This is a genomic window from Acinetobacter sp. Ac_3412, from assembly GCF_013072675.1.
Classification (GTDB): Bacteria; Pseudomonadota; Gammaproteobacteria; order Pseudomonadales; family Moraxellaceae; genus Acinetobacter; species Acinetobacter higginsii.
On the sequence record NZ_LXUJ01000007.1, the window covers coordinates 631,501 to 649,163 of the forward strand.

Sequence of the window (17,663 nt, forward strand, 5' to 3'; positions counted from 1 at the left end):
TCAATCCATGATCGCTAAACATTGAGTCAGTACAGCAACCAAATCTCGCATAACCGTTCGTGTAGAAATATTCAAACGATTCGCAATCTCTTGCTGGGTAAGCCCCTCAAGTTGAGACCAGATAAACACCTGCTGTTGACGTTCAGGCATTTGATTTAAAAGTTGGTTAATCAAATAAAGTGATTCAATTGCTGATATTTTTTGCTCAGGACTAATCTCATCATATTCAGGTCGACCACTCAGTGCTTCCAAATAGGCTTTTTCTATTGACTTACGCTGGTACCAATTAATTAATATGCCTTTGGCAACTGTGGTTAAGAGCGCACGAGGCTGATCAAAATACAATTGATCTTTACGCTTTAAAATACGAATAAAGGTATCGTGAGCTAAATCTGCTGCATCTTCACTATGATTGAGGCGTCGTTTAAGCCATTGGTACAGCCAAGAATGATGTTGACGATAGAGCGTATTGATTGGATCAGACATTTAAAAAGATAATGAGAATCATTAATAATATCTTAGCAAAAAATAAGCGAATGATCACCTCTGTTTTCTGCCTGAATCGAAATCCACTTGATAGTTAATTGAATTTTTTAAACTAATTTTTACAGTAATCAATTTGCGCGCTTTACACCCACTTTCATATGAAACGTCAATGAATGGTCATAAAGATGACACTGAGCTGTCACACGGTCTGTCTAGTGTGTTGACATCTTTGTTATGGATGAAGCAAATGTTGAAAAAAACCAAACGATGGTTGGCATGTCTTTATGTTTTCCCCTTTTTATTCGCACTCACAGCGTGTAATGACTCAAACGACGATCAGGTCGCAGCGAAACCTGATGACAGCAAAAAACCAGTCATGCGCTGTGCACCATAAGCATAAGAACAACTAGATAGGGAAAAATATCGTGATTAATCGTCGTCAATTTTTAGCAAATACACTTAAAACGGGCTTTGGCGCTGCCGCTTTGACCACCTTTCCAGCCAGCATTCAAAAAGCTTTAGCCATTCCTGCCAATAATAAAACAGGCACCATTCAAGATGTTGAGCATGTCGTGATTCTCATGCAGGAAAACCGCTCATTTGACCATTATTTTGGAACTTTAAAAGGCGTTCGTGGTTTTGCTGATCGTTTCACCATTCCTTTACAAAATGGACGCAGCGTTTGGCAGCAACAACGTGGTAATGGAGCTTTACTCACACCATTTCATCTAGATGGCTCAAGTAATAATGCCCAACGTGCACCTGGTACCAATCACACTTGGGTAGATAGCCAAAAAGCATGGGACAATGGCCGTATGTCAAACTGGCCTACCTATAAAACAGATTATGCGATGGGGTATTTCAAGGAACAGGAAATCCCTTATCAATTTGCATTGGCCAATGCATTTACCATTTGTGATGCTTATCACTGCGCTATGCATACTGGTACAGATGCCAATCGTTCATTCCACTTAACCGGAACCAATGGTGCAGTGCCGACCAGTACCGCATTTGTGAATAATGAATGGGACTGGATTGATGGAGATCCCAAAACGGTAGATGTTGGTTATACATGGAAAACCTATGCTGAACGCCTAGAAGAAGCAGGAATCAATTGGATTTGTTATCAAAATATGCCCGATGAATGGGGCGATAACATGCTAGGTGCCTTCCGCACTTTTAGAAAAGCCAATATCGATTCAGGTTATCCTGTCTCAAGTGGTGGAGCACCAAACAGTCCCTATAACGCAGCCGCACAAAAGCTGCCTTACAAAGCCTATGATGCAACCACGGACAATGCCAAAAATCCGCTTTATAAAGGCATTGCCAATACCTTACCCGGTAATAAACCGGAAGAATTCCTAGATGCATTTAAAAATGATATCAAAACTGGCAAATTGCCACAGGTGTCTTGGATCAATGCACCTTCCATTTACTGTGAACATCCTGGCCCATCAAGTCCCGTACAAGGCTCATGGTTTATTCAAGAAATCTTAGATGCATTAACAGCCGTGCCAGAAGTTTGGAGTAAAACTGTTTTCCTGATTAATTTTGATGAAAATGATGGTTATTTTGACCATGTTCCTTCTCCATCAGCACCAACATTACAACCAGATAATACGTATGCAGGCAAATCAACCCTCAGCCCAGCGGATATGCGTCATGAATACTATGTACATGATGCACCTCTAGGCAGTACCAGCCAACCGAACAAGGACAATGGTGTTTATGGTCCTGGTCCCCGCGTTCCCTTATTTGTGATTTCACCTTGGAGTCGTGGGGGGATTGTCAACTCTCAAGTCTTTGACCACACCTCAGTATTGATGTTCCTCGAAAAACGTTTTGGCGTTAAAGAAAGCAATATCAGCCCTTATCGCCGTACTGTATGTGGAGATCTGACTTCTGCATTTAACTTTAAAACACCGAATGAAGATGTACTGCCAACACTAAACGGTAAACAAAGCCGTGAGCAAGCAGATCAATTGCGTAGCTCCCAGCAGAAGTTACCCAATGTTCCCATTCCAAGTAATTTACAATTGCCAATCCAAGCCAGTGGTATTCGTCGTTCAAAAGCTCTGCCTTATGAATTGCATACCAGTGCGCGCTGCCTAAATAATGATGGAACAGTCAAACTGCTGTTTTCAAATACAGGGGCACAAGGTGCAGTGTTTCATGTCTACGACAAATTAAATTTAAGTCGAGTTCCACGCCGTTACATTGTAGAGGCAGGAAAAACACTCGATGATGTATGGAATGTGCAAAAAGACAATCAAGGCTTATACGATCTTTGGGTGATGGGACCGAATGGCTTTCATCGACATTTCAAGGGTGATCTGAACCGTAATCAAGATCTGCAAATCAATCCTGAGATTCGTGTTTGCTATGATATTGCCAATGGTAATGTTTATGCCGATCTGAACAATACGGGTGCTAAAGATATTGAGTTGGTGATCACCCCAGTGGTTTATCGTACTGACGCTCCGCTGAAACTAACCGTAAAAGCAGGACAAAGCGCCACTCAGCATTGGGAGTTGAAAGATGCTTGGCAATGGTATGATTTTGCTGTGACGTGTACTCAAGATGCTAAGTTTTATCGTCGCTTTGCAGGTCGTGTAGAAACAGGTGAAGACTCTGTGAGTGACCCTGCGATGGTTTAAGATTTAAACAGAATAAGCACTTAAGTCTCCTTGGTTCCAAAACCAAGGAGACTTTTATCACATACATAGATCAGATCTAATTCAGACTGAATAGCGAATCCTTAATTTTTATGCTGTAGCTTATAGCACTCATCTAAGGCGAGTTCATAATATTCAAGCCCTTCCTTTGCCGCTAGGAAAGCTTTTCTTTGCTGCTCAGGGTCTTTATCACATAGGCGCTTAATCAGCTCCATCGCTTCATAGGGATGTAGATCATCATAATGTGCATGTGCTCTTAACCATGCTAAAGAACGCTTGTTGATGTTTACTTCAGGATGTTGAGTATAAGTTTGAATCCCTTTATAGACCTGAATGGTCCAATCACCTGTGGCCCATTCAATCGCAAGATTGGTTGCTGCAATACTTTCAGCCAAACTCCCACGAAAATTAACATCCCATAGAAAGTGATTGACCGCATTCATGGCGACAGGTGGTTTCACGTTATTCAACATTTCAACGGTCAGACCAAAGCCCCCCGCCCAGTCCTGATACCAGTTGAGATGTCGCTCTTCAACTTTGATGTTCTGAATCAACCAATCTCTGGTTTCGGTCACACCATCGAGTGAAAATGCCGTTGCTTTGGCCAAAGACCCCGCCATATAGGAAGGAAAATGTGCGACCAGTGGATAAAAATTCAGTAAGGCTGAACGAAAGCATTCAAGGCTTAAACAGCCATTGGCCATATCTAAGAATAACGGATGTTTACTCACTCGTTCTTTTGAGGGTAATAATTCATCCCAGAATCGTTGCGCCCAACCCGAATGGGGTGTAATTTCTAATTTTGTTCCATATTGATTCATAGCAGTCATTGCGATGCATCCTATTTCGTATGACTTAATCCAATCATCTTCGATGATTGCTGCTTTTTTATAAATTGTATCCTAATACCGTAAAGATACAATCGTTTGTGATTTAGTTTGTAACAGTTTTTATTTCTTGAATCTAATTTAAACTTGAATCATTATATTAGGCAATGACCCTTATATAAAAATTAATATTTTTTTATAATCTAATACACATTCTATTTAAATCAGTGTAACGTAGTAAAAAAATAATCCCTATTTTGACATTTATAACAACATTTGGGAGTGGTGAGAGATAAGATGAAGTTGAAAGCTTCCAATATTTTGGGACAAGAACAAATCGACTTGTTAATTTCTCGCGGGCTAAATTTAGTTTGGTTTCCTAAAGAATTAGAAGTGATCTATCGAGATCAGTACAGAAATGAGGCTGCGCATGAGTTCCGCTATCGCGCCCCTATTATTTTAGGTTTATATCTATTTCTAAGCTTCGGTATTTATCAGGTTTTACCTACAGACCTACGTATTACTTGGATGGCAACCTACGGTTGGGTGGGTATCATCATTACATTGGCATGGTTACTTTCGTTCCTGCCAAGCATGAATAAGTGGTTCGATTACTATGTTTGTATCGGCTCAACAGGTGCCGTTGCAATCTCTTTCACCATCATTAACGTATTGGAGCAAGGGCAAAATAATGTCCTGTTCCATGCTGCGATGATGTATGCAGTTGTCATCATCTATGCTTTTGTAGGAATGCGTTTCTATACAGCCATTATTGCAGGTTGGGTCGGCGGATTGATTGGTATTGCAGCGAGTACATGGTTTAGTGGTGCAATTGATTGGACCTTCCTCAACCGTACTTATACCTTCAGTAGTTTTCTGGGTATGGCTCTTGCTTATGCAACTGACCGCCAGCACCGTGAGAACTATTTGCAGAACTGTATGATTGAACTTAACCGTTTAGAATTAATGCGCCAAGCACAGCAGTTGTCTATTTTATCTCAGCAAGATGCTTTAACTGGTCTTGCCAATCGACGCTATCTAGACGAAGTATTGGAAAATGAGTGGAAAAGAGCAACACGCCATGAGATGCCGATTACCATCATGATGATTGATATCGACTTCTTTAAGCTCTACAACGATACTTTAGGACACATTCAAGGTGATCAATGCCTGAGACGTATTGCGATTATGTTGGGTTCTATCGCCTCGCGTAGTGGTGATCTAGCAGCACGCTACGGCGGTGAGGAGTTTCTACTACTCTTCTCAATGACTGACCGTGACCAAGCCATTACTCAGGTACAAAGACTGATGGAGTTAGTACGTAATATTGGAATTTTGCACCCACGTAGCAATGTTTCAAAACATGTGACCATTAGCGTAGGCGTTGCAACAATGGTTCCCTGTGTAGGTGACAGTCTTTCTGAGTTTGTTGCACAAGCAGATCATGCATTATATATCGCAAAAAGTAATGGTCGAAATCAATATCATATTGCAACATCAGATAATATGATTTCTGAAGCATTATAATTCATTAATGGTTATTAAATGAATATTAAACTAATTTAATCTAAGTATTTTAAAATGTGACACAAGCCGCAGATATAATAAATTATATGTGCGGCTTAATATTTTTATTATGGTTCGATTGGTTTAAATGGAGCAACAACATCTGCATTTTGTGCACGATGTCTTAAAAAATGATCCATTAACACGATCGCAAGCATTGCTTCAGCAATTGGTGTTGCGCGTACACCGACACAAGGATCATGACGACCTTTAGTCAATACATCGGTATTTTCTCGCTCAATCGTAATCGTTTTACCCGGCGTAGTAATACTTGCGGTTGGTTTCAATGCAATCGCCACACGAATGCTTTGACCACTTGAAATCCCACCCAAGATGCCACCTGCATGATTGGCAAGGAAACCGTCTGTTGTCAGCTCATCACGAGTCTCATGACCAAACTGCCCAGCAACCGCAAAACCATCACCAATCTCAACGCCTTTAACCGCATTAATACTCATCATGGCATGGGCAATATCTGCATCTAAACGATCAAATACAGGCTCGCCCCAACCCACAGGTACTTTTTCAGCAACAATTTCAAGTTTTGCGCCACAACTAGTCCCTTGCTCACGTAAAGCAGTGACCAACTGTTCAAAACGCGGAACCGCATCAACATCACCACAGAAGAATGGATTGTTTGGCACTTCTGTCCAATCCAGTTTTTCTGCAACTTCATTGCCAATTTGTGTGACATGTCCACGAATATCAATACCAAATTTTTCAGCAAGATATTTCTTGGCAATTGCACCTGCCGCAACACGCATCGCCGTTTCACGGGCGCTGGAACGACCGCCACCACGATAGTCACGGAAACCATATTTTTGCGTATAAGTGTAATCCGCATGGCCTGGACGGAAAGTTTGAGCGATATTGCCGTAGTCTTTTGATTTCTGATCCGTATTACGGATCAATAAACCAATCGATGTTCCTGTGGTTTTACCTTCGAAAACACCCGAGATAATCTCAACTTGATCTGGTTCTTTACGTTGCGTTGCAAACTTCGATGTTCCCGGTTTACGGCGGTCTAAATCTTTTTGCAAATCTGCTTCACAAAGCTCAAGACCAGGCGGCACGCCATCGACAATCGCCATCAAGCCCGCACCATGTGACTCGCCACAGGTTGTTACTCGAAACAGTTGCCCAATACTATTCCCTGCCATGCTTTAACCCCTTAGTTTTGAACTGATTGCTGAAAGACTTCTTTATAACGGCGGCATTGTTCAGCAGTTAAAGCAAAAATACCAGAACCGCCTTTTTGGAAAGTGAGCCAATGGAAGTCAACTGTATTGAAGTTCTGACGCATTGCCCATTCAGAGTTACCAACTTCAATCACAATCAGGCCATCTTCTGTTAAATAATCAGCAGCTTGGGCTAACATTTTACGGACTAAATCTAAGCCATCTTGCCCCGCAGCCAGTGCAAGCTCAGGCTCATGTAAGAATTCTTCTGGTAAATCCGCCATATCTTCTGCATCCACATACGGTGGATTGCTGACGATCAGGTCATATTGGTTTTCAGCAGGAATTTTTGAGAACAAGTCTGATTCAAGTAATGCAACTTGGTATTGCTTATCGTGGTGCTCAGTGTTGATTGAAGCCACTTCCAGTGCTTCTTTTGAAATATCAGTCGCATCGACTTCTGATTCTGGAAAAGCATAAGCTAACGCAATCGCAATACAACCTGAACCCGTACACATATCTAAAATACGTTGTGGTGTTTTCGGATTGTTGTTTTCAGGCAAGTTGTTTAATGCTTCCAGCATACGGCCATTTTCATCTAGGCAGTACGGCGCAAAACGTTGTTCAATCAACTCAGCAATCGGTGAACGTGGAATCAAGACACGCTCATCTACATAGAATGGCTTATTGAAGAAATAGGCCAAGTTCAATAAATATGACGTTGGAATACGATCATTGATACGACGTTCTAACAAGCTCAAAAATTCTGCTTTTTCGCTTGGTAAAAGTTTAGCATCCAGAATTTCAGCATCTGCTTTCCATTCCAGCGATAGCGTTTGTAGTACCAATGCAGAACTCTCTGCAAAATAATCTTGAGTACCTTGACCTAAGTGCGCGTCATATTGACGCATTGCGGTTACCCCAAAACGAACAAAATCTCGAATGGTTACTAGGTTTTCAGCCGCTTCTTGTAAATGTTCAGGGCTGATTGTAGGTCGCTCCACTTAGGCGTCTCCAAAAGTGCTAATTGCAAAACGCTTTATTCTAACGGGATTAAGGTTGATTTAACAATAAAAAAACCGCCTCTCTACAAGAAGCGGTCTATTCACAATGAGATATTCAGTCAGAACTTATAAGCCTAGCTTTTCTGCCACATAATCTGAGTCTTTATCGCCACGTCCAGAAAGATTGACCACGATATTAATGTGCTTATCCAACTTAGACGCTTCACGTAAAGCCCAAGCCACCGCATGCGAACTTTCCAAGGCTGGAACAATACCTTCAACACGTGAAAGTGTCATAAATGCGTCCAAACATTCCTGATCCGTCGCTGTTTCGTATTGCACACGGCCAAGCTCTTTCAGGAAACTATGTTGTGGGCCGACACCCGGATAATCCAAGCCTGATGCAATCGAATGTACTGGCAATGGTTCGCCGTTGTCATCTTCCAGTACATAGCACGCCATACCATGAATCTGCCCCGGCTTGCCCAAGGTCAAAGTGGCTGAGTGTTTGTCGGTATCTAGGCCATGACCCGCAGGTTCTACACCGACTAATTGAACTTCTGGCGTATTTAAAAATGCGGTGAATGCGCCAATCGCATTAGAACCACCACCAACACAGGCAACCACATAATCTGGATTGTGACCATAACGCTCATTCGACTGGGTTTTGATTTCATTGCCAATAATCGATTGAAAATCACGAACCATTTTGGGGAATGGATGTGGACCCACCACCGAACCAATGGCATAGATATAGTTTTTAGGATCTTTTAAATATTCCTCAAAAGCACTATCCACCGCATCTTTTAAGGTCGCTGTACCTTGGGTCACAGCAACCAGCTTCGCACCCAAGATTTTCATCTTCACGACATTCGGATGTTCTTTTTCGATATCAACCTGTCCCATATGGATTTCACATGGAATACCAACCAATGCACAAGCCGTTGCCAAAGCCACGCCGTGTTGCCCCGCACCCGTCTCAGCAATCACTTTGCTCTTGCCCATATATTTGGCAAGCAACGCTTCACCCAAACAATGGTTAATCTTATGCGCACCGGTATGGTTTAAATCTTCACGTTTCAGATAAATCTGTGCACCGCCTAATTGATCAGACAAACGCTTGGCATGGAATAATGGACTTGGACGGCCAACATAGTTTTTGAATAAGTCATTCAGCTCATCCTGAAACTCAGCGGTATGACGAATCTCTTCATAGGCTGCATTAATTTCGTCCATGGCTTCTTTTAAATGCGGTGGAATGAACTGACCACCAAAGTTGCCAAAGAAACCTGCTTCATTGGGCAAAACAACGCCATTAATTTGATGTTCCATGTCATTTCCTGTTCTTATAAAGTCTTAATATAAAGTTTTAACGCGATAGATAGCGTGTCATGTCCTCAAGCCCCTTCAAGGTCATTGGAAACATGTGATTCTCAAAAATTTCTTTAATCCAGTTAATGGTCTGGGTGTAATGCCAGTAACCTTCCATTTCAGGGTTCAACCAAGCGGTTTTGTCGAAATGCTGACGTAAACGTCTAAGCCACACTTCACCCGACTCTTCATTCATATATTCAACAGAGCCACCCGCAGATTTTAATTCATACGGCGCCATACTGGCATCACCGACCACGATGACCCGATAATCACGTCCATAAGTATGGAACAGATCCCAAGTATTCATACGGGTTGAACTACGGCGATGGTTATCCTTCCACACATGATCATATAGACAGTTATGGAAATAGAAATATTCTAAGGTTTTAAACTCTGATTTGGCTGCACTGAATAGCTTTTCACACTCAGCAATATAAGCATCCATCGAACCACCAACATCAAACAGCATTAACACTTTAATGCGGTTACGACGTTCTGGAACCAGCTGTACATCCAAAATGCCTTGTTTTGCTGTCTCACGAATGGTGCCATCAACATCGAGCTCTTCAGCTGCACCTTGACGTGCAAATTTACGCAAACGACGTAAGGCAATTTGCATTTGACGGGTTCCCAAAACCTGATCGTCATCCAGATTTTGGTATTTACGTTGTTCCCAAACCTTCACCGCCGAACGTTTACGCCCTGGCCCACCAATACGAACACCTTCAGGATGATCACCAAACGCACCAAAAGGTGAAGTTCCCCCAGTGCCAATCATACGATTGCCACCCTGATGCTTTTTATGCTGTTCACGTAAGCGCTCTTCCAGCATTTTCATCAATTCTTCGAGAGAACCTGCCTTTTGCAACGCTTCACGTTGCTCTGGGGTCAGGTGTTTCTCTAATAGTTCAAGATCAAACCAGTCTTTAGGTAACTGATGAACTTGTTTCAGCAATTCATCTAAATCAAAAGTTTCGATGCCGTCAAAATAATCTTTCATGGCACGATCGAACTTATCAAAAAAGCGCTCATCTTTGACTAAAACCGTTTTAGCCAATTGATAGAACTGTTCCTGATCTGCAAACACAAGACCTGACGCTACCGCCTGATTAAGATCAATGAGCTCACGTGTTGTTACAGGTACGCCATATTTGCGTAAGGTGTAAAACAGTCGCACAAACATTTTTAAACACTCTTAGCGGCGTGACATAAAGGCTAAACGTTCAAGCAATTGCACATCTTGTTCATTCTTAATCAATGCACCATACAATGGTGGAATCGCTTTGGATTTATCGTGATTACGCAACACTTCTTCTGGCATATCATCTGCCATCAGCAGGCTTAACCAGTCAATGAGTTCTGATGTTGACGGTGGTTTCTTCAAATTCGGAACTTCACGTAATTTAAAGAACACCTGCAAGGCTTCACTGACCAAGGTATTTGAAATATTCGGGAAATGGACCGCAATGATGTCACGCATGGTTGCATCATCAGGGAATTCGATATAATGGAAGAAACAGCGACGCAAGAACGCATCTGGCAGTTCCTTCTCATTATTCGAGGTAATGATCACGATCGGGCGTTGTGTTGCAGTAATGGTCTCACCTGTCTCATAAACATAAAACGACATTTTGTCGAGTTCATGCAATAAGTCATTTGGAAATTCAATATCCGCCTTGTCGATTTCATCAATCAACAATACACAACGCTCTTCGCTGGTAAATGCTTCCCACAATTTACCGGGTTTAATATAGTTTTTAATGTCGTAGACACGATCATCACCTAACTGGCTATCACGCAAACGTGAAACAGCATCATATTCATACAGACCTTGCTGGGCTTTGGTGGTTGATTTGATATGCCAAGTAATCAGCTTCAAACCCAAGCTTTCAGCCACTTGCTCTGCAAGTAGTGTTTTACCAGTACCTGGCTCACCTTTCACCAACAATGGTTTTTGTAAGGCACGAGCAGCTTTCACTGCAAGTTTCAGGCTATCGGTCGCAATATATTGATCTGTACCAGTGAAGTGTTGTGTATCAGCAGACATTTTAAAACCTTATTTTTCTATATTTAACATCGTATCTAAACTGAACGTGCAGTTTTATTTGCAGTGTATTTTGACCAGCAGAAGCCGATCAGTAACCCCGTACCAATGACAAATAAAATCAATGATAAGTTAGACCAGACTAAGACATGTTCTTTGGTGAGGACACCAAAAAGCAAACCAAAAATTGCTGGTGCTAAGGCCGAGTTTGGACCTTCTGAAATTGTTGGAGTCGCAAGAACGGCAAAAGCGACAATCCAGAGGATGCCACCAATTGGATTGGGTAGGCGTGACATCAAACGATACCAACACCACAATGCAATGAGCGTCCCTGTAACATAAACAATGATCGCAACATTTTCTTCTGGAAATTGATCCAGAACCGAAAGAATGTTAGACCATATCGCTGTTAAAGTCTCAAGCACCACGTAAGCCCTCTGGTTCTACCGCGTTTGGATTGATTAATCCCTCTGGCGGCATCTGAATAAAAAAGCCTTTGGTATTTAATGAATCTAACACATGTAAAACGTTAGCACGTGCAAGTTTACGCTCATTATGAAGTTCTAAATGCATGACAAAAGTGGCTTTGCCGAATGCTTGTAAAACTGTTTCTGGAACACCTTCAAATCGGTTTTCATGTTCCTTGTCATCAGGATAATTTGGACGAGCAATATACATATACATTTCATCTTTCTTGCTCGATCTATAAATATCGCAGTGCATGTTTACTCACATCTATTAACAATCAAAGACAGCATACATGAAAATAAAAATGGATACATTAATGATTGTTAACGCTAGAGTCGTCTTTTTTCCAGATTCACAATACAACCTATTTCCGAGTATTCGCGCAGAGTGTCATAATCAAGCCATGATTTTTCAATGGCACAGCTATGCAACAAAACAAATATGATGATCCACACTTCTTTACCGAATACTCAAAAATGCCTCGCTCAGTGCATGGCCTAAATGCTGCTGGTGAGTGGTCCACATTTAAAACACATATACCCGAGTTAAAGAACAAAAAGGTTTTAGACTTAGGTTGTGGCTATGGCTGGCATTGTCAGTTTGCAGCTGAACAAGGTGCTCGTTCAGTGATCGGAATTGATTTATCCATTAAAATGCTTGAAAAAGCACGTCTCTTAACATCAGCCCAAAACGTGGATTATCAACATACCGCAATTGAGGACTTTGCAGCAGATACAGCGAGCTTTGACGTCATAATCAGTTCTCTTGCTTTGCATTACATCGAAGATATTGAGCCTGTGTTTGCCAAGGCTGCATCCTTATTAACGTCTCAAGGCGAACTGTACTATTCGGTTGAGCATCCTATTTTCACAGCCTGTGAGCAACAAGATTGGTACTATGATGCAGAGCAACAGCCGATGCACTGGCCTGTTGACCACTATTTTGAACAAGGCAAAAGAGAAACCCATTTTTTAGATGCAAAAGTTGTGAAATATCACAGAACGCTTGAAACCCATATTACAGCCTTATTAACTGCAGGTTTTGAAATTACAGCAGTGATTGAACCAACACCACCTAAAGAAATGGTAGAAAGGCTAAGTTGGCAGAATGAATTAAGACGCCCCATGATGCTCATCATTAAAGCCAAAAAAAAGAGCTAATAAATTAGCTCTTTGATTTTCTAACGTGCTATTTTCATTTGCATCGCTAAATATTCAATATCTTCTTTTAACAACGCAATCAATGGTTGCGTCAGAATGTCATAGCGCCAACCCATTAAATAACTCGGTAAGGACTGCTCATCTAAATGAAATACCACATGTTCATAGATCGCATTCATCCATTTCTTACGTAGTAATACTTCTTTCGGTATCCCAGTTTTTAAGACTACACTTTCAATCAACGCATCAATTTTGGGTGCAACTTCTTTAGAATTACTCTTGATCGGTTTAGCCATGCGCAATGGCCATTCATCCTCTGGCGGTAAGAACTTGAGTAAATCAAGAATCATTTTGCCATGCTCACGTACAATGTGCGGACGAATATCTTTAATTCGTGCCAACTGAAAATTATTGCGAGGATTCTTTTCCACCAAATCAATCATGGTGGAGTTTCTAAGAATAAAGCTACGCGGCTGATTCAGCGCCTTGGTAATCTGCTCTCGCCAAATGCTGAGTTGTTGCAATTGCATCAACTCACGGCGCGAATGGCGATAATTACCGATATCGGTATACAATTCCGCCAGCGGTGTTTCCATCGCAATCTCTTTGGTGAGATTTTGACAATCTTCCAATACGTATTGATACAGCCCTTTTGCTTTCAGATCTGTTTTCAGTGCATCTGCAAGTCTGCTTAAATAGATCACATCATTTGCCGCATAACACATCTGCTCTTGCGTTAATGGTCTAGCAAGCCAGTCCGAACGAGTCTGATCTTTTTCAATCTCAATATTCAAACAGGTTTTAAGCGCATTTTGATAACTGACTTGAAGCCCATGTCCTAGAAATGCCAACGCAACTTGCGTATCGAATACATTATTTAATGGTTTTTGGTCAGCATAATGATAGATCAGATCAATATCTTCGCCACAGGCATGAAAAATATTCTGTTGTGCAGCAAAAATTTTCGGCCAAAAATTGCTGAGATCCAATGCGGTGCCATCAAGCAACAGAATTTGACCATTCAAATTAATTTGGCAAACACCAAGTTTAGGATATAAGGTATCGACCTTAATAAACTCGGTATCAAGGGCGTAGACAGAACACTGTTCCATCTGCTTGAGGAGAACAGCTAAATCTTGTTGCTGTTGGATAAACTGAAACATGTGTGCTCAAGTAAAATAATAAAGAACCATGTGCAATAAAACTGCCCAATGTCAGTCATTGCTCAACTGAAAAATACAAAAAAATTAATTGGTATTCCACATGCAAGACATGAAATTACTCCTCTTCCATTCATCAAAAAACGAAAATCCTTTTCGCCCGTCAATAGTGCCACAAATCACAATAAATAGATCTACGATAATGTTAGACAATATGTAAAATTTAATTATTTGTTTAAATTAACAGCATGAATTTAATATAAATATATAAAAATGCGAATGAAACCCGTTATTTCATTCGCATACGGTTATGTACAGCTTGACTTAAGGTATGACTATCTACATATTCCAGTTCACCACCTTGTGGCACACCTTGCGCAATTCGAGTCATGTGAATCGGTAAATGCTTGGTTGCTTCAACTAAATAATGTGCAGTCGCTTGTCCTTCTACCGTCGCATTAGTAGCTAAAATCACCTCTTGAATCTGCCCCGCACTGAGCCGCTGAATCAAGTATGGAATTCCGATTTCTTCAGGGCCAATACCATCTAAAGGTGACAAATGTCCGCCTAGAACATGATATTTACCGCGGAAACTGCCACTTTGCTCAATCGCCATCACATCTGCTGGTGATTCAACTACACACAGCAATTGTTCATCTCGCTCTACTGAAGCACAAATATCACAGATTTCATTTTCTGTTAATGAATGACAAATATGACACTCATGAATATGGCTAGATGCTTCATGTAAAGCATGAGAAAGCGCAAATGCACCTTCACGGTTTTTCATTAACAAATGTAATGCCATACGCTGTGCTGATTTGGGACCAACACTTGGCAATATACGTAATGCTTGAACTAATTGTTCAAATCGTTCACTAAACACAAATCAACTCTCATAATCTCCCCTAACCCCTCCTTAATAAAGAGGGGTACTCCTCCCTTTTTTAAAGGGAGACTGGGAGGGATTTAAAATAAACCAGATAAGCCAGGTGGTAAGCCCATACCGGTGTTCGCACCTTTTAATTTCTCTTCAGAAATGGCTTCTGCTTGACGTGCGGCATCATTCATCGCAGCAGCAATCAAATCTTCAATCATATCTGCTTCGTCTTGTAATAAATCAGGACTAATCTCGATACGCTTAACCACATTACGGCAAGTCATGGTTACTTTAACTAAACCACCGCCAGCTTCCGCATGAACTTCAGTTTTTGCAAGCTCTTCTTTGGCTTTTTTAAGATTTGATTCCATATCTTTTTGCATGCGCTGAGCTTGCTGCATGAGCATATTAATGTTCATAAGTTTCTCTCGTTAAATTAAATCTAAACCGCGTGATATGTCGCGAATAATATCATCAATGTCTTCTAAACCAACAGACACACGAATCAAACCTTCTTCAATTCCTGCAGCTTGTTTAGCTTCGGCCGACATTCTACCATGCGAGGTCGTTGCTGGATGTGTAATTGTTGACTTAACATCACCTAGATTACTGGTAATGGACAAGAAACGGGTGTTATCGATCACGGTCCAAGCGCCTTCACGTTGGCCTTTCACCACAAAAGATACAACACCACCAAAACCTTTTTGTTGTTTTTTCGCCAACTCATGTCCAGGATGATCGACCAAACCTGCGTAGTAGACCTTTTCAACTTTTTCATGTTGATGCAGCCATTCCGCTAATTTTTGTGCGCTCTCGCAATGGGCTTTCATACGAATGCTCAGTGTTTCCAAGCCTTTCAAGAAAATCCATGCATTGAATGGACTCATTGAATTACCCAAAGTACGAATCACACCATTTACTTCTTCAAGCAAGTCATTTTTACCAACAACTGCACCACCAAGCGCACGACCTTGGCCATCGATATATTTCGTTGCTGAATAAAGTACTAAATCCGCACCAAACTTAATCGGTTGCTGTAATACTGGCGTACAGAAACAGTTATCGACGGCAAATAAAGCACCATTAGCATGTGCGATATCAGCAATAGCCTGCATATCTCCCACTTGTGCTAAAGGATTAGACGGCGTTTCGATAAATAGAATACGCGTGTTTGGACGAATCGCCTGTTTCCAGCCTTCGAGATCATCTAAATCGACAAAAGTCACTTCAACGGCAAATTTCGCGACATATTTTTCAAATAAAGCAATGATTGAACCGAATACCGCACGTGAACAAATGACATGGTCGCCTGCTTTTAAATAAGCCATACACATTGCATGTACCGCAGCCATACCAGAACTGGTCGCAACTGCACGCTCTGCGCCATCCAGTACCGCTAAACGCTTTTCAAAAGCCTGTACGGTTGGATTGGTATAACGTGAATAAGTATTGCCTGCAATTTGCCCCGAAAATTTTGCTGCAGCATCAGCCGCACTTTCGCACACAAATGATGAGGTCAGAAAGATTGGCTCACTATGCTCACCTTCAGAGGTACGATCATGCCCTGTGCGAATTGCCAGTGTTTCTAATTGGTATTCTAAATCATCGCTTGGATTCATCGTTCTGTATGCCTTATGATCATAATGAAGAAATATGCCAATATTTTGAGCGCCTAAGGTATTTAAGGTCAAGGCGTAAGATGAAATTATCGCTTAGACTTCGTGCAATCTTGACTCATGATGAGACTTTCTAAGATGAAATCGCTTGTGGAACAGCAAAAAATAAATTTTAAACATCTGGCTATGCGTGTCTTCGATGCCGACAAACTGGTTTTGTCTCAATCGACGCCGTATCAAGTGATTGCGCAATTTAAACAAACCCGTGTCCGTTTCTATGCTTCAGAGAACAAACGCTATAAAGAACCACTGGTGTTCGTTGCACCTTTAGCAATCAATATGGATATCTATGACCTTTATCCTTACCGTTCATTGGTAAAACACTTTCAGGAAAGCGGTTTTGATGTTTATCTGATTGATTGGGGTAAGCTTACATATAAAAATTATCAGATTAACTTTCTATCTTTTATTGATAACTTTATTCCTAAATGTATTGAAGCCATTCAACAACATTCTAAATCTGAAAAAATTTCACTACATGGTTGGAGTATGGCGGGAATTTTCGTCACGCTTTATACGGCACGCCATCAACCGAGTGTAGTGAAAAATCTTGTGGTCTTAGGTAGTCCGATCGACAGCTATGCTTCGGGTTATATTGGCAAGTTATATAAAACTTTGGCTTATCTAACTAACCGCAATCCCACCATTAAAGATTACATCTATAACCGTCTACCGAAGTTAATGATTCATTCACCTGGCTTTCTAAACTCGCTTGGATTCAAGCTGTTAGACCCTAAAGGCTGGATTGATGGCAATGTTCAATTATTGAAGAATTTGGATAATCTAAAGTTGGTACAAGAAGATGCGACGCTTAGCCACTTCTTAAATAACATGATTGATTATCCGGGTGGTGTGAACCAAGATATGCTATTTAATGTCTGGTTGCAGAACCCTTTAAAAAATGGCGCAATTCAGCTGAAAAACAAAACTATTGAACTCAAAAACATCAATTGTTCTCTATTCGTGGGTGCAGGTAAAGGCGATCAACTGGTGACTTCTGAGTCCGCATTCCCGCTGACCCAGTTGACAAGCAGCCAAGATGTCACGTTTACTCTTATCCCTGGCGGGCATTTAGGTTTGATGTCCAGTCATAATAGTTCCATAGAGTTTTGGCCAACACTGGCGACATGGTTAGCCGAACGATCAACACAAATAAAAAGGTAAA

The 17,663-nt window shown here is 41.2% G+C and carries 18 protein-coding genes; 5 read left to right on the plus strand and 13 right to left on the minus strand.

Annotated features, from left to right (window positions below):
• Positions 1 to 486 (minus strand): sigma-70 family RNA polymerase sigma factor, encoded by a 486-nt coding sequence (locus A7P54_RS06580; RefSeq protein WP_005315538.1) that lies wholly within the window; start codon positions 484 to 486, stop codon positions 1 to 3.
• Between the two features lie 169 nt (positions 487 to 655).
• Here A7P54_RS06580 and A7P54_RS06585 point away from each other — a divergent pair, with 169 nt between their 5' ends.
• Positions 656 to 880, plus strand: coding sequence for a hypothetical protein (locus A7P54_RS06585; RefSeq protein WP_005315539.1), 225 nt, complete (start codon positions 656 to 658; stop codon positions 878 to 880).
• 31 nt (positions 881 to 911) lie between these two features.
• Positions 912 to 3,143, plus strand: coding sequence for a phosphocholine-specific phospholipase C (locus A7P54_RS06590; protein WP_171549062.1), 2,232 nt, complete (start codon positions 912 to 914; stop codon positions 3,141 to 3,143).
• A 101-nt stretch (positions 3,144 to 3,244) separates the two neighbouring features.
• On the opposite strand, the gene A7P54_RS06595 is transcribed toward A7P54_RS06590, so the two are convergent.
• Entirely contained in the window at positions 3,245 to 3,991 is a 747-nt protein-coding gene (locus A7P54_RS06595) for an iron-containing redox enzyme family protein (RefSeq protein ID WP_005315543.1), read from the minus strand.
• A gap of 294 nt (positions 3,992 to 4,285) precedes the next feature.
• Between A7P54_RS06595 and A7P54_RS06600 the strand changes: the two genes are divergently transcribed.
• Positions 4,286 to 5,515: a GGDEF domain-containing protein gene (locus A7P54_RS06600; RefSeq protein WP_005315547.1), complete on the plus strand. Its 1,230-nt coding sequence runs from the start codon at positions 4,286 to 4,288 to the stop codon at positions 5,513 to 5,515.
• A 107-nt stretch (positions 5,516 to 5,622) separates the two neighbouring features.
• Here A7P54_RS06600 and aroC read toward each other — a convergent pair whose 3' ends face one another.
• From aroC to A7P54_RS06635, 7 genes are all read right to left on the minus strand, one after another.
• The gene (aroC, locus tag A7P54_RS06605; RefSeq protein WP_171549063.1) at positions 5,623 to 6,714 is read right to left on the minus strand and encodes a chorismate synthase; all 1,092 of its coding nucleotides are present in this window, start codon (positions 6,712 to 6,714) and stop codon (positions 5,623 to 5,625) included.
• Between the two features lie 11 nt (positions 6,715 to 6,725).
• On the minus strand, positions 6,726 to 7,736 hold the full coding sequence (prmB, locus tag A7P54_RS06610) for a 50S ribosomal protein L3 N(5)-glutamine methyltransferase (protein WP_004807205.1): 1,011 nt from the start codon (positions 7,734 to 7,736) through the stop codon (positions 6,726 to 6,728).
• A 126-nt stretch (positions 7,737 to 7,862) separates the two neighbouring features.
• The gene (gene trpB / locus A7P54_RS06615; RefSeq protein ID WP_171549064.1) at positions 7,863 to 9,068 is read right to left on the minus strand and encodes a tryptophan synthase subunit beta; all 1,206 of its coding nucleotides are present in this window, start codon (positions 9,066 to 9,068) and stop codon (positions 7,863 to 7,865) included.
• A 37-nt stretch (positions 9,069 to 9,105) separates the two neighbouring features.
• Positions 9,106 to 10,293 (minus strand): VWA domain-containing protein, encoded by a 1,188-nt coding sequence (locus A7P54_RS06620; RefSeq protein ID WP_171549065.1) that lies wholly within the window; start codon positions 10,291 to 10,293, stop codon positions 9,106 to 9,108.
• A 12-nt stretch (positions 10,294 to 10,305) separates the two neighbouring features.
• Complete coding sequence (locus A7P54_RS06625) at positions 10,306 to 11,157, minus strand: MoxR family ATPase (RefSeq protein WP_004653417.1); 852 nt, start codon at positions 11,155 to 11,157, stop codon at positions 10,306 to 10,308.
• Positions 11,158 to 11,192: 35 nt separating this feature from the next.
• Positions 11,193 to 11,579: a hypothetical protein gene (locus A7P54_RS06630; protein WP_032859243.1), complete on the minus strand. Its 387-nt coding sequence runs from the start codon at positions 11,577 to 11,579 to the stop codon at positions 11,193 to 11,195.
• A complete protein-coding gene (locus A7P54_RS06635) occupies positions 11,572 to 11,877 on the minus strand; it encodes a YcgL domain-containing protein (protein ID WP_171549066.1) in 306 nt (101 codons plus the stop codon). Before A7P54_RS06635 ends, A7P54_RS06630 begins: the two co-directional genes overlap by 8 nt.
• Positions 11,878 to 12,047: 170 nt before the next feature.
• On the opposite strand from A7P54_RS06635, the gene A7P54_RS06640 reads away from it, so the two are divergent.
• Positions 12,048 to 12,782: a class I SAM-dependent methyltransferase gene (locus A7P54_RS06640; RefSeq protein WP_171549067.1), complete on the plus strand. Its 735-nt coding sequence runs from the start codon at positions 12,048 to 12,050 to the stop codon at positions 12,780 to 12,782.
• Positions 12,783 to 12,802: 20 nt separating this feature from the next.
• Here A7P54_RS06640 and A7P54_RS06645 read toward each other — a convergent pair whose 3' ends face one another.
• The 4 genes from A7P54_RS06645 to A7P54_RS06660 all read right to left on the minus strand — a co-directional run bounded on the left by A7P54_RS06645 (position 12,803) and on the right by A7P54_RS06660 (position 16,441).
• Complete coding sequence (locus A7P54_RS06645; protein ID WP_171549068.1) at positions 12,803 to 13,945, minus strand: HRDC domain-containing protein; 1,143 nt, start codon at positions 13,943 to 13,945, stop codon at positions 12,803 to 12,805.
• A gap of 286 nt (positions 13,946 to 14,231) precedes the next feature.
• Positions 14,232 to 14,828 carry a recombination mediator RecR gene (gene recR, locus A7P54_RS06650; protein ID WP_004653413.1) on the minus strand — a complete coding sequence of 199 codons (597 nt, stop codon included), beginning with the start codon at positions 14,826 to 14,828 and terminating at the stop codon, positions 14,232 to 14,234.
• Positions 14,829 to 14,911: 83 nt separating this feature from the next.
• Positions 14,912 to 15,241, minus strand: a complete 330-nt coding sequence (locus tag A7P54_RS06655; RefSeq protein WP_004653412.1) for a YbaB/EbfC family nucleoid-associated protein — start codon at positions 15,239 to 15,241, stop codon at positions 14,912 to 14,914.
• Positions 15,242 to 15,253: 12 nt separating this feature from the next.
• The gene (locus A7P54_RS06660; protein WP_004807218.1) at positions 15,254 to 16,441 is read right to left on the minus strand and encodes an O-succinylhomoserine sulfhydrylase; all 1,188 of its coding nucleotides are present in this window, start codon (positions 16,439 to 16,441) and stop codon (positions 15,254 to 15,256) included.
• 135 nt (positions 16,442 to 16,576) lie between these two features.
• On the opposite strand from A7P54_RS06660, the gene A7P54_RS06665 reads away from it, so the two are divergent.
• Positions 16,577 to 17,662, plus strand: coding sequence for an alpha/beta fold hydrolase (locus A7P54_RS06665; RefSeq protein WP_171549069.1), 1,086 nt, complete (start codon positions 16,577 to 16,579; stop codon positions 17,660 to 17,662).
• The last annotated feature ends 1 nt before the right edge of the window (position 17,663 follow it).

Coding starts and splice junctions, on each gene's coding strand:
- A7P54_RS06580 (WP_005315538.1), bottom strand. CDS start 486: ATGTCTGATCCAATCAATACGCTCTATCGTCAACATCATTCTTGGCTG.
- A7P54_RS06585 (WP_005315539.1), top strand. CDS start 656: ATGAATGGTCATAAAGATGACACTGAGCTGTCACACGGTCTGTCTAGT.
- A7P54_RS06595 (WP_005315543.1), bottom strand. CDS start 3,991: ATGACTGCTATGAATCAATATGGAACAAAATTAGAAATTACACCCCAT.
- A7P54_RS06600 (WP_005315547.1), top strand. CDS start 4,286: ATGAAGTTGAAAGCTTCCAATATTTTGGGACAAGAACAAATCGACTTG.
- aroC (WP_171549063.1), bottom strand. CDS start 6,714: ATGGCAGGGAATAGTATTGGGCAACTGTTTCGAGTAACAACCTGTGGC.
- trpB (WP_171549064.1), bottom strand. CDS start 9,068: ATGGAACATCAAATTAATGGCGTTGTTTTGCCCAATGAAGCAGGTTTC.
- A7P54_RS06620 (WP_171549065.1), bottom strand. CDS start 10,293: ATGTTTGTGCGACTGTTTTACACCTTACGCAAATATGGCGTACCTGTA.
- A7P54_RS06625 (WP_004653417.1), bottom strand. CDS start 11,157: ATGTCTGCTGATACACAACACTTCACTGGTACAGATCAATATATTGCG.
- A7P54_RS06635 (WP_171549066.1), bottom strand. CDS start 11,877: ATGCACTGCGATATTTATAGATCGAGCAAGAAAGATGAAATGTATATG.
- A7P54_RS06640 (WP_171549067.1), top strand. CDS start 12,048: ATGCAACAAAACAAATATGATGATCCACACTTCTTTACCGAATACTCA.
- A7P54_RS06645 (WP_171549068.1), bottom strand. CDS start 13,945: ATGTTTCAGTTTATCCAACAGCAACAAGATTTAGCTGTTCTCCTCAAG.
- A7P54_RS06655 (WP_004653412.1), bottom strand. CDS start 15,241: ATGAACATTAATATGCTCATGCAGCAAGCTCAGCGCATGCAAAAAGAT.
- A7P54_RS06660 (WP_004807218.1), bottom strand. CDS start 16,441: ATGAATCCAAGCGATGATTTAGAATACCAATTAGAAACACTGGCAATT.
- A7P54_RS06665 (WP_171549069.1), top strand. CDS start 16,577: ATGAAATCGCTTGTGGAACAGCAAAAAATAAATTTTAAACATCTGGCT.